The sequence below is a fragment of the Desulfobacter latus genome, assembly GCF_013389365.1.
Lineage (GTDB): Bacteria > Desulfobacterota > Desulfobacteria > Desulfobacterales > Desulfobacteraceae > Desulfobacter > Desulfobacter latus.
The window spans coordinates 1-6,548 of record NZ_JACADJ010000115.1 but is presented as its reverse complement, the minus strand read 5'-3'; the positions used below and the strand labels follow the sequence as shown (position 1 = coordinate 6,548).

The 6,548-nt window shown below is 44.4% G+C and carries 7 protein-coding genes; 1 reads left to right on the top strand and 6 read right to left on the bottom strand.

Features of this window, described 5'->3' with window-relative positions; translation table 11 throughout:
- Nucleotides 1-314: 314 nt before the first annotated feature.
- From HXW94_RS17870 to HXW94_RS17865, 3 genes are all read right to left on the bottom strand, one after another.
- Complete coding sequence (locus HXW94_RS17870) at nucleotides 315-1,667, bottom strand: methyl-accepting chemotaxis protein (protein ID WP_178368254.1); 1,353 nt, start codon at nucleotides 1,665-1,667, stop codon at nucleotides 315-317.
- Nucleotides 1,668-1,967: 300 nt separating this feature from the next.
- Entirely contained in the window at nucleotides 1,968-2,312 is a 345-nt protein-coding gene (locus tag HXW94_RS19635) for a DUF6122 family protein (protein ID WP_246294209.1), read from the bottom strand.
- Nucleotides 2,313-2,504: 192 nt separating this feature from the next.
- Complete coding sequence (locus HXW94_RS17865; RefSeq protein WP_178368253.1) at nucleotides 2,505-3,797, bottom strand: ATP-binding protein; 1,293 nt, start codon at nucleotides 3,795-3,797, stop codon at nucleotides 2,505-2,507.
- Between the two features lie 228 nt (nucleotides 3,798-4,025).
- On the opposite strand from HXW94_RS17865, the gene HXW94_RS17860 reads away from it, so the two are divergent.
- Nucleotides 4,026-4,373, top strand: a complete 348-nt coding sequence (locus tag HXW94_RS17860; RefSeq protein WP_178368252.1) for a hypothetical protein — start codon at nucleotides 4,026-4,028, stop codon at nucleotides 4,371-4,373.
- 55 nt (nucleotides 4,374-4,428) lie between these two features.
- Here the strand turns inward: HXW94_RS17860 and HXW94_RS17855 are convergent, their stop codons facing one another.
- The 3 genes from HXW94_RS17855 to HXW94_RS17845 all read right to left on the bottom strand — a co-directional run bounded on the left by HXW94_RS17855 (nucleotide 4,429) and on the right by HXW94_RS17845 (nucleotide 6,369).
- The gene (locus HXW94_RS17855; protein WP_343054701.1) at nucleotides 4,429-4,773 is read right to left on the bottom strand and encodes a helix-turn-helix domain-containing protein; all 345 of its coding nucleotides are present in this window, start codon (nucleotides 4,771-4,773) and stop codon (nucleotides 4,429-4,431) included.
- A 443-nt stretch (nucleotides 4,774-5,216) separates the two neighbouring features.
- On the bottom strand, nucleotides 5,217-5,774 hold the full coding sequence (gene mobB / locus HXW94_RS17850) for a molybdopterin-guanine dinucleotide biosynthesis protein B (protein ID WP_178368250.1): 558 nt from the start codon (nucleotides 5,772-5,774) through the stop codon (nucleotides 5,217-5,219).
- Nucleotides 5,758-6,369, bottom strand: a complete 612-nt coding sequence (locus tag HXW94_RS17845) for an FmdE family protein (RefSeq protein ID WP_178368255.1) — start codon at nucleotides 6,367-6,369, stop codon at nucleotides 5,758-5,760. The genes mobB and HXW94_RS17845 overlap by 17 nt, the downstream gene beginning before the upstream one ends.
- Nucleotides 6,370-6,548: the final 179 nt, after the last annotated feature.

Below are 6,548 nucleotides of genomic sequence, written 5' to 3'. Positions count from 1 at the left end.
AACGGTGCATTAAACATCATTCGAAAAGAAGTTCCTGAATCCCTTAATGAACTTATAAGGATAAGGAATAGAGGCTGTGGGTTTCAGCCATTTAAAGTGCTTGCATTTTAATAAAAAAGTCTATTTGTATCGTAAATTAAATACTTTTGATTACTATTTAATTAGATTTTATAACCTAACGTTCTATTTTTATGAAATAGCAGAACAGATGCCATAATCTCGGATCACAATATTTTTAAATATTTCAGGAAGAAGGTCAATGGCATGGATACAAGTGCAGATCTGGTTTACCATGAAATTTTTCAGGGAACTGATTATAAGGTGCTGTTCAACGATATTTTAAACCGGCTGACCACCTCATTCTGATTTTGGGATAATACTGCCAGTTCTTCGGCGCTCTGATTGACCTCACTGCTTTTGGCGGAAATATCGTCAGAAGCCTCAGTCACCAGGGCAATTTCAGCAGACATATCTGTAATCGCGTCACTGCTGCTGTTGACACTGTCATTAATTTGGTTGATACCATCGGACACCTGGCCCACATTTCTGGCAATTTCCTGGGTGGTTGCCGATTGTTCTTCCACTGCCGAAGCAATGGTGGACACGATCTGGTTGACGTCGTTAACAACAGAAGAGATGGATTTAATCTTTTCCACGGTAAGGCCTGTGGCACTCTGGATGCTTTCAACCCTGGATTTGATTTCATTGGTGGCCGCAGCTGTCTGGCCGGCCAGGGCCTTAATTTCTCCTGCAACCACGGCAAAACCCTTTCCGGCCTCCCCGGCCCGGGCCGCTTCAATGGTCGCGTTCAAGGACAGGAGATTGACCTGTTCGGAAATATCAGTAATGGTTTCCACCACCTTGCCGATTTCCTGGGCCGCGGAGCCCAGTTCGCCAACCTGATCCGAGGCGGTGGTCACATGTTCCACCGCATCCTGGGTGACCGTATTGGCCCGCTCCGTATTGTTTGAGATCTCTCCGATGGTGGATGTCATTTCCTCGGCGGCGGCAGCCACCATATTAATGTTGGATGCCGCTTCTTCCATGGCATTTGCAACGGTATTCATGGCGTCGGAAACGGATGAGGAACGGGTTGATACGATTTTGGTCTTTTCCGAAGTCTGATCCGCATTCACCGTCATCTTGCCGGACAAGTGTATAAGCTTGTCTGAAGACGCGTTCAGCCTTCCTTCACTCTCGGCAAGGTCCTGGATAATTTCATGGATTTTACCGATAAAGGTATTAAACCAATGCCCCAGTTCCCCCACCTCGTCTTTGCTTGTAATTTTAAGGCGTTTAGTCAAATCTCCCTCGCCCTCTGCAATGTCCTTAAGGCCGGCCGTTACCTTTTGCAGCGGTTTGACGGCAATGGCTCTCAAGGTGAAAAAGATGGTGGCGACCAAGGCCGCCAGAACTATGGCAAAGGCGATGATCTTGACGGTCAGATCCTTATTTACCTTGGTGTTGATATCCTCCAGCTTCCGGGAGGTTATCATTTCTTTTTCTACCAGGCTGTCAATGATGTACGCGATCATTTTGGTTTCCATGGACAAAATGATCACCGCGATGGAAATCAGGAGAGCCAGGACAACCGTTCCGCTGACGAGCGATGTTTTTACCGAAATACTCATATCCTTCATACGAAAGGATGATTTGGAGTCAGTCATAGATATTCCTTATGAAGAGCCAGCATCATTAATGATTAGGGCCGCTGTTAAAATCTGCATTCAGCAAGGATTTTATCAAAGGAGCGCCCTTCTTTCGTCTCTGCTTGACCCCCTCGTTGAATGCCTTCACCTTGGCATAACCACTGCCTGCCGTATTTTAATTAACGACAAATAGTATCCAAAAATAGTTAGCAATTTGTGTTTTTTTTGTGAGGGCTTAATTGGTGTTGTGCAAAATCTGAAACCTAAGGCGGCTGAGCCGCAGAAAATAGAAACTGGAAACAAGAAAAGCGGAAATAACTATGGCCATAATCCGCCAAGCAAACAGTCAATGAAATCGGTACATAAATGCCACAAGCATCCCACCGATACGGCACGCCACTTCCATGAAGGAACTGCCAGAAGACCGCAATAAAATATCCCCGCCCACAAAGTGTGGAGAGGGTGGAAACCGATGCTGCAACGATTGGGATCAAAAATTGGATCGGCCTGGAGATGGTCCAAATCCATGAGCATTGTTGCCACCATAATCAGCGCTGCTTTCCACCAATTTTTCTTCCAGAGCAGTTTAGCGAATAAAAATGGTACCAACAGATGAAACGAATAGTGGATTATATGCCTGAATATGTCGGAACTAACTTCCATAGGAGGGAGGCAATTCAATAATGTAGATTTCAAAAAAGGTGATGTGGGAGGGCTCCTCTTCTCGTTCTTCAATAATTGCAGATGATAGCCCAGCCCCCTTAGATAAAAGTCGTAACGCTGGTTGTTTCCAAGCTGGTGATTTTTTAGTGCTTGAAACTGGTGAGACCTCTGCAATGGGCTTTCCGTGTCGAATTACAACGAATACTTCTGCTTTAGCAGCCACTCATATGCTGTCATGACCTCAACCCATTCTGGTAACATATTTATAGGTATTGCCATGTCCCCGGTTATCAATAAGCTTTTGCTATTTTTAATCCTCTTTCTGGCTTTTTCCAATCCGTTTATTTCCCGGCTGAAATTATCTTTATTTAAAGTCTCTGTGACCTGAATAAGGATTGGATTCTCAGTTTCAGGGGAAACTACAAAATCACATTCATAGCCATTCTTTAAAAAGAAAATGGCTTCTGTACTATTGCGGATACCGGTAAAAACGAGATTTTCAAGTAATTTGCCCCGATCTTCTGAAAAAGTATACCGGATACCGGAGGCAATACCGTTATCATAAAGGTAAATTTTTTTATTACTCATCTCTCTTTTCACTACTGCCGGATCATATTTTTCCACACATGTAACCATGTAGATAGAAAAAATTTGGTCCATAAGCCGGTAAATGGAATTTTTACCAATTTTGATTCCCCTGGATTTCAAATCATTGAAAAGTTTATTAACAGAAAATTCTTTTGTAAATGAACCGATGAGGCGTTTAATAAGGTATTTGACGATTGATGCGTCCCGAATCTCATATCTATCCATTAAGTCCCGATAGAGCATGACATTAAAATATTCCTGTAAAATGTTTGCCTTAAAACGACTTTCCATATCAACCAGCTCGGGATATCCTCCCCAGGTAAGGTATTCATCAAAGCTGCTCTGAATTTTCGCGCGATTTTTTGTAGAATATATATCTTTGGAATCAATGCTCCTGAAAGATAAAAATTCCGGAAATGATAATGGCATGATTTCAAAAGAAAGACTTCGTCCCCTTAGTGAGGTGCCAATCTCTTTTGATAGCATTTTTGCATTTGAGCCAGTAAGGAATATTTTCTTGCTTACAGTGTCATACAGGCGACGAACGTATTTTTCCCATTCCGGTATTTCCTGAATTTCATCAAAAAAGATATAGACGTCATCCAATTTCTGATCAGGATAAAGTTCAAGGTAGGCATCAAGAAGCTGGTCATAACCAGCATCAAAATCAAGGCGTTCATCTTCAAAATTAAGATAAAAAATTTGCTCTCTTTTAACCCCAACCTTTTCCAAACTTCCTATGAGTTGGAAAAGATACCATGTTTTTCCAGCTCTACGTGGACCTATGATTGTAATAATTTTGCCCAGATCAAGGGGGACGACCAAATGTCGTGGCTTAAACGATGGTAGCGGTCTCGAATGAAAATCCTTAATAATTGTTTTTAATATTTGCTTCATGGACTTATTTTCCTTTTTTTAAGGAAAATGTCAATACTTATTTGTTTTATATTAAGGAAAATTTCAAATATTGGTTAGTGTGGCCCGACCCCATATTGGGTATTGTTAGTGCATATTGCCATTCCCCATATTGCCATTTTACAATTTTTTCTGAACATAAACCGGGAATTTGGTGTAGACTGTCGTCAGCACCTGGAGCCATAACCAGATCAATCACAAGGAGGACGTATGCCGAATCCGGCAAGTATGGTTTTAAAGGGATTAAGAGTGGCCGGAGGCAAGACCCTGCTCCGGTTTGCCGGCTGGGCCGGCGTAGCGGTTGCCGTGGGAGAGTTGGGCTGGTTTACCGCCAAGAAAGGAAAGATTCTGGAACGGTTCACCCACTATTATTGCGAAGAGGGCAAAGTGACCTGTGGAAAAATGATTCCCGACGATCTTGTTGAGCGTGCCCTTGAAGATCCCGGCACCCAAAATATTGCTGTTGAGGTCAAATGCCCTCACTGCCCCCGGGGAAAGCGGACCGTAAAATCCGAGGAATGGCATAAGATGAAGGCGAATCGGGAAAAATGGATCTGATCTTAATTTAATTTGCATTGGTAGTTTGGGGGCGGCAGGCTCTGAAGATCAGGGTCTACCCCCCGTTTTTTTTAAATAATTTGGAAAGACCCTCTCCGGTTACAGGCTCCCCGAACTTTGCGCCGGTTGTTTTGGAGAGAAATCCGGAAAAAATCCCGCCCAAAGAACCTGATAATTGGATACCCACGGCCACTGCTGCGAAAATCGCCCCGGTCAACCCGATGGTCAATATGGTTTTTCTCAGTTTTTCTTTATCCACGTCGCTTTGTTGCAGCAAGTCCTGAAGCGCTTCAAGCTGCTCCATCTGTGTATCATTTGGCGTCGATTGACCTGTCTCCCACCTCGAAATGGTGGAAAAACTCACACCCAATGCTTTAGCAAGCTGATAATGAGTACATATTTCAATATGCTCCCATTGCCACGCTTTGACGAATGAAAATTCTAAACCATATTTTGGAAGATTTGGCCTTGGTCATATTTTAGGCCATACGGATTTCCGGTAGGTTGGGTTGAGGAACGAAACCCAACGCCGATAAGTTGTTGGGTTTCACTTCGTTCAACCCAACCTACGCTGTGGCCGATGTTATGACCAATCCCGAAGATTTTATTCCGATCATGGGCCTTACGCCTCATTTTTAAAACAGTTTTACTTCATTAATGATCTGGAACAACATGGAAGAACGTATCTCCATAGGACGTGCTTGGTGAGTATCTTCATGCGACGCCCTGATTATATGCCTTTTTTCGCCTCATCAGTATGCAAACAGTTCCTGTAAACAATTACAAACTTTAATTTGGGTATTTTTTGAAATAACTCCCAACTTTTTGACTAATCTTAATTTATCAACAGCTCTTATTTGATCCAACGTCCTTTGGATATATAAAACCGGCAAGGCCCGGGATATCATCCAGGGCAAAAACCGGGGGACATGGTTTTTCCGTGTTCCCCGGCACCCTGTCGCACACCACGGCACAGACCGTTTCCACATGCGCAAACAATGGCGTTTTACCCACACATTGCCGCCAGATTTCGATTTTGGGATAGGGTCCTGAAAGCCATCCTTCAATAAGAACAAGATCAGCTTGGCCGTAATAGGTTTGAATCAATTTTTCGGGCCGGGTGAGATCACAAGCCGGAAAATATAAGGCGGCCATTTTAGCGTTGACCATGGCGGCGGGACAGGCGCCGGCTTGCCTGTGTACATGGGAATCCTTGCCCGGCTTGTCCAATTCATAAGCATGGCTGGAGTGTTTCAATGTGCCGACACACAGGCCGTTTCCAGTGAAATGGCGCACCAGCGCCGCCACCAGGGTGGTTTTACCGGAACCGGGCCGGCCGATGATCTGGACAATGGTCTGCATGGGCGTGTCTTTAAACGGTATCCTATCCTTTTGGGTCACTTTCATTGGGATCCACAGGCTCATAATAGGTGCCCAGGGCACAGGGCCGGCACAAGATCCGGTTGTTTTTAAAAACTTCTTTTTTATCCCTGACCACAATGCCGCACCGGTCACATACCGCCTTGAAGCGTGTGGGACCGGGCATGTCCGATGCCGGGACATTGACTTTTACCCGGGACACCGTGAACAAATCCGAATCATCCATGATTTTGTAGGCTTCAAGCTGAGCCAGCGTTGGATCTTCAATGTGGGGCATCAGTTTCGGCGCAAGGTCCCGGGCTGTTTCCGTGGAAACGATCCTGAACGCCTTCCCTATTTCAAGGTTCACAAAGGTGGCAGCCATGATACCGTTGTCAATGAATTTTAAGGACCTTCGGCCAAGCTTTACGCCTGTGACATAGGAAATGGCGTCCGTGGCACAGCGGTCCATCTCCACATAGACAATGAGTTTTTTGATCTGGGGCAGTGTTGACGGTTCATCCAGGCCAATGAGCCGGCATCCGAGCATGGCCATGCGTACCCCGATCACCTGACCGGCGCACAGATGACCGTGTGCCTGTGCCGATCCTTCAAGCAGTGTATTAAAATCTTTCAACGCCCCCCCCCGGCATTTTTCTTTAAAAACTGGATTATCGCCTATCATTTTTTGGCATCCTTCATATAAGTTCAAAAGTACTTTACAGTTTTTATTATCAGAATTTTGATCGCAACTATTTTGTCACAGCAAAATACCGTGTTTATTATACTCAAATATGAATTGTGATTATCTCAACA

Bases quoted from the DNA above. Each gene is read 5' to 3' on its own strand.
- HXW94_RS17870 (WP_178368254.1), bottom strand. From the start codon at position 1,667: ATGACTGACTCCAAATCATCCTTTCGTATGAAGGATATGAGTATTTCG.
- HXW94_RS19635 (WP_246294209.1), bottom strand. From the start codon at position 2,312: ATGGAAGTTAGTTCCGACATATTCAGGCATATAATCCACTATTCGTTT.
- HXW94_RS17865 (WP_178368253.1), bottom strand. From the start codon at position 3,797: ATGAAGCAAATATTAAAAACAATTATTAAGGATTTTCATTCGAGACCG.
- HXW94_RS17860 (WP_178368252.1), top strand. From the start codon at position 4,026: ATGCCGAATCCGGCAAGTATGGTTTTAAAGGGATTAAGAGTGGCCGGA.